Origin of the sequence: Acidibrevibacterium sp. (assembly GCF_049965395.1) — a bacterium.
Taxonomy (GTDB): Bacteria; Pseudomonadota; Alphaproteobacteria; order Acetobacterales; family Acetobacteraceae; genus Acidibrevibacterium; species Acidibrevibacterium fodinaquatile.
Genome location: NZ_JBMFWJ010000037.1, coordinates 1 through 2,805, shown reverse-complemented (window position 1 = coordinate 2,805; position 2,805 = coordinate 1). Strand labels below are relative to the sequence as shown.

Here is a 2,805-nt window from a genome sequence, read left to right as displayed (position 1 = left end):
GCGGCGCTGGCGGCGCGGCGGGAAGCGGCGCTCGGCTATCTCGCCGGCGAGGATTTTCTCGCGCCGGGGCGGCGGATGATCGTCGATATCGGCTGGCATGGCTCGATCCAGCGCCACCTGGCGCGGCTTACGGGGCTCGCCGACGAGGATCTGTTTGGCTGCTATCTCGGGCTTTTCCCGGCGGCGTTGCGCCGTGGCCTCACGCCCCGCACCGCGTCGGGCTATCTTTTCAGCTTCGGCCATCCCGAGCCGCTCTGCGATCTCATCCGCGAGGGGCCGGTCCTGCTGGAGCTTTTCTTTTCCGCCCCGCACGGCTCGGTTGCGCATTACGTCGCCGCAGAAGGCCGCTTCCGCGCCGTGCACGCCATCGAACAGGCGCCGGCGGGTGCGATCCGCGCCGCCTTCTTCGCGGCATTGGAGCGGGACTGCCTCGCCGAGATCGACGCGCTCGCGGCACTGCTCGATGGTGCCTGGCCCGACCATATCGACCCGGCTTCGGCGCTCTTTGACATCGCCGGCCTGCTGCGCCGGCCGAACGCACGCGAGGTGCGGGCGATCAACACCATTCCGTTCGTCCACGGGATCGATGGGCGGCGCATCTCGGCGGCGATCAACCCGCTGCCGTTGCACGAATTGCTGTTGCGCCCGTTGGCGAGTTTGCAGCGCCTTGCCACTGCCCCGGCCGGCGCCCCCTGGCGCGCTGGCGCGGTCAGGGCCAGCCTGCCCTGGCCGCTGCCGGATATGACCCATGCCGAGTTTCGTCACCGCGTCAGCCAATTGCGGCGGCTGCTGGGCTTGCGCTAGCCTCTCGGTTAAGGCCGCGCGATCGCCGCCGGCGGGCTCAACGGAGCGGGGCGAGGGTGGGGTGGTTGGCGCCGCGGGTGACGGTGAGGATCTGTCCGCCATCGCGCGCCGAGATCATCAGCATGTCGCCGGGGGCGAGGAGGTCGCCGGCGTCGCGGAAGAAGCCCGGTGCGGTGACATCGTCGAGGCGCTCGCTGTCGGCCTTGTAGTGCCAGAGGGTGAAGCCTTGGGCGTAGGAGAGCACCGAGAGATTGCGGGTGGCGAGCGCCATGGCGGTTTCCTTTGCGCGTACAAGGAAAGGGCCGCACCGGGGGGAGGTGCGGCCCTTCAGGTTGGGAAGAAGGAGGAACCAACGAACGTATTTCGCCCGTTGATGAGCATTATTTAAACCGTCAGTTGACACGCGTCAAGACTATTTTCCTAAAAATTTCGTCATACCCCTGCCATGTATATCCCGATGCCGCGATCACGCGACGATACCCTTGACGCGGAGCAGCCATTCCAGCCGCTCGAGCGCCTCGCGCCACAGCCGCCAATCGCTGCGCTCGGTGGCAAAGCCGGGATTCGGCGCCGCTTGCCGTTCGCCCCAAACGCGCAAAATGCGGGCATGGACGAGGTCGATGCGGCGGCGGCGATAGAGGGTATCGAGGCATTTGACCACATCATCAGGCTCGCACGGGCGTGGCGCGCGGCCGATGCCGGCGCGCACGCGGGCGCCATCGCGCCGGGCGACGAGGGCCGCCATGGTCCACAGCCAAGCCTCCTCGGCGCTGCGGAAAGGGATGGTCTGCGGGGCTCTGGCGGCGGGGAAGCGGTGCGACGTGTGGGTCATGCGGGCGATGCTGGCCATGGCGCGGGACTCCTCATTGGCGGCGGGAGGCGGATGTTAAGAACAAAGCAAGAACTATCTGCGATAGAAAAACCACGAATCGTGACCCGCCGCAAGGGTAATCAGGTAAAATTTCCTATTCCCTTCGGACTCAATTCCTTGCACACTGTTCTTCCAGCATTGCATCGGCCACCCACCACGTAACGGCCAAGGCGACATGAAACACGAAGATATCTGGCGTGCCCTCGATACGCTCGCCGCCGAGCAGGGGCTTTCTCCCTCGGGCCTGGCGCGCCGCGCCGGGCTCGACCCCACCACCTTCAACCAGTCCAAGCGGCGGATGCCCGACGGCCGCGCGCGCTGGCCGAGCACCGAGAGTCTGGCGAAGGTGTTGCAGGCGACCGGCGCCGGGCTCGAGGAGTTTACTGCCCTCGTCACCGGCGCGCGGGCGCTCGCCGCATCGCGGCCGCTGACCCGGCGGGTGCCGCTGATCGGCTTTGCGCAGGCGGGCGGCGAGGGGTTTTTCGATGATGGCGGCTATCCGGTCGGTGGCGGCTGGGACGAGGTGAGTTTGCCCGAGGTCGCCGACCCGCACGCCTACGCCTTGGAAATCAGTGGCGATTCGATGGAACCGGTGTTTCGCGATGGCGATATCGTCATCGTCTCGCCCAATGCGCCGGTCAGGCGCGGCGACAGGGTGGTGGTGCGGACGCTGCGCGGCGAGGTGATGGCAAAACAACTCGCCCGCCGCTCCGCTCGCCGGGTGGAACTGAAAAGCCTCAACCCGGCCCACGCCGATTACAGTTTCGAACTTGCCGAAATCACCTGGCTGCACCGGATTTTATGGGCAAGCCAATGACAAATCGGAGAATCGTCAGGGCGCTCGAGTACGAGCCATCGCGGACGTCGGTGGCAGGGCGCGGTCAGACGGGAGTCGGCGGCGGCGGCGGCAGCGGGGGCCTCGGCGCGGGATCTTCAACGCTGCGGAAGCGCCTGCTCCGGAACAATCGCCTAAGGGGGATCACCCGCACTGAAACTCGAACCGCTCGCCGGTCTCGGGGAGTTCGGCCGAGACGCGCGGGGAGCCCGGATGGAGCTCGACGCCGACGTGATGGGCCGCTAACACTACTTTGGCAGATTTCTTTGGCCTTTGGCATTTTTAGGATTCCCGA

Annotated in this window: 4 protein-coding genes and 1 pseudogene; 2 read left to right on the top strand and 3 right to left on the bottom strand. The window is 66.7% G+C overall.

All coding sequences use genetic code 11. The features are described from left to right. Positions 1–804 (top strand): hypothetical protein (locus tag ACP5M5_RS10960; RefSeq protein ID WP_427937324.1); only part of this gene is annotated, 804 nt, incomplete at its 5' end. 37 nt (positions 805–841) lie between these two features. Here the strand turns inward: ACP5M5_RS10960 and ACP5M5_RS10955 are convergent. Together ACP5M5_RS10955 and ACP5M5_RS10950 are read right to left on the bottom strand one after the other, a co-directional pair. Further along, positions 842–1,075 (bottom strand): hypothetical protein, encoded by a 234-nt coding sequence (locus ACP5M5_RS10955; protein WP_114913361.1) that lies wholly within the window; start codon positions 1,073–1,075, stop codon positions 842–844. Positions 1,076–1,270: 195 nt separating this feature from the next. Further along, positions 1,271–1,654: a hypothetical protein gene (locus ACP5M5_RS10950; protein ID WP_240319051.1), complete on the bottom strand. Its 384-nt coding sequence runs from the start codon at positions 1,652–1,654 to the stop codon at positions 1,271–1,273. Between the two features lie 196 nt (positions 1,655–1,850). On the opposite strand from ACP5M5_RS10950, the gene ACP5M5_RS10945 reads away from it, so the two are divergent. Next, entirely contained in the window at positions 1,851–2,492 is a 642-nt protein-coding gene (locus ACP5M5_RS10945) for a LexA family transcriptional regulator (RefSeq protein ID WP_427937323.1), read from the top strand. 177 nt (positions 2,493–2,669) lie between these two features. Here ACP5M5_RS10945 and ACP5M5_RS10940 read toward each other — a convergent pair. Then, positions 2,670–2,756 (bottom strand): annotated as a pseudogene (locus tag ACP5M5_RS10940) (P-type conjugative transfer ATPase TrbB); the annotation flags it as partial. Positions 2,757–2,805 lie beyond the last annotated feature (49 nt).

Coding starts and splice junctions, on each gene's coding strand:
- ACP5M5_RS10955 (WP_114913361.1), bottom strand. CDS start 1,075: ATGGCGCTCGCCACCCGCAATCTCTCGGTGCTCTCCTACGCCCAAGGC.
- ACP5M5_RS10950 (WP_240319051.1), bottom strand. CDS start 1,654: ATGGCCAGCATCGCCCGCATGACCCACACGTCGCACCGCTTCCCCGCC.
- ACP5M5_RS10945 (WP_427937323.1), top strand. CDS start 1,851: ATGAAACACGAAGATATCTGGCGTGCCCTCGATACGCTCGCCGCCGAG.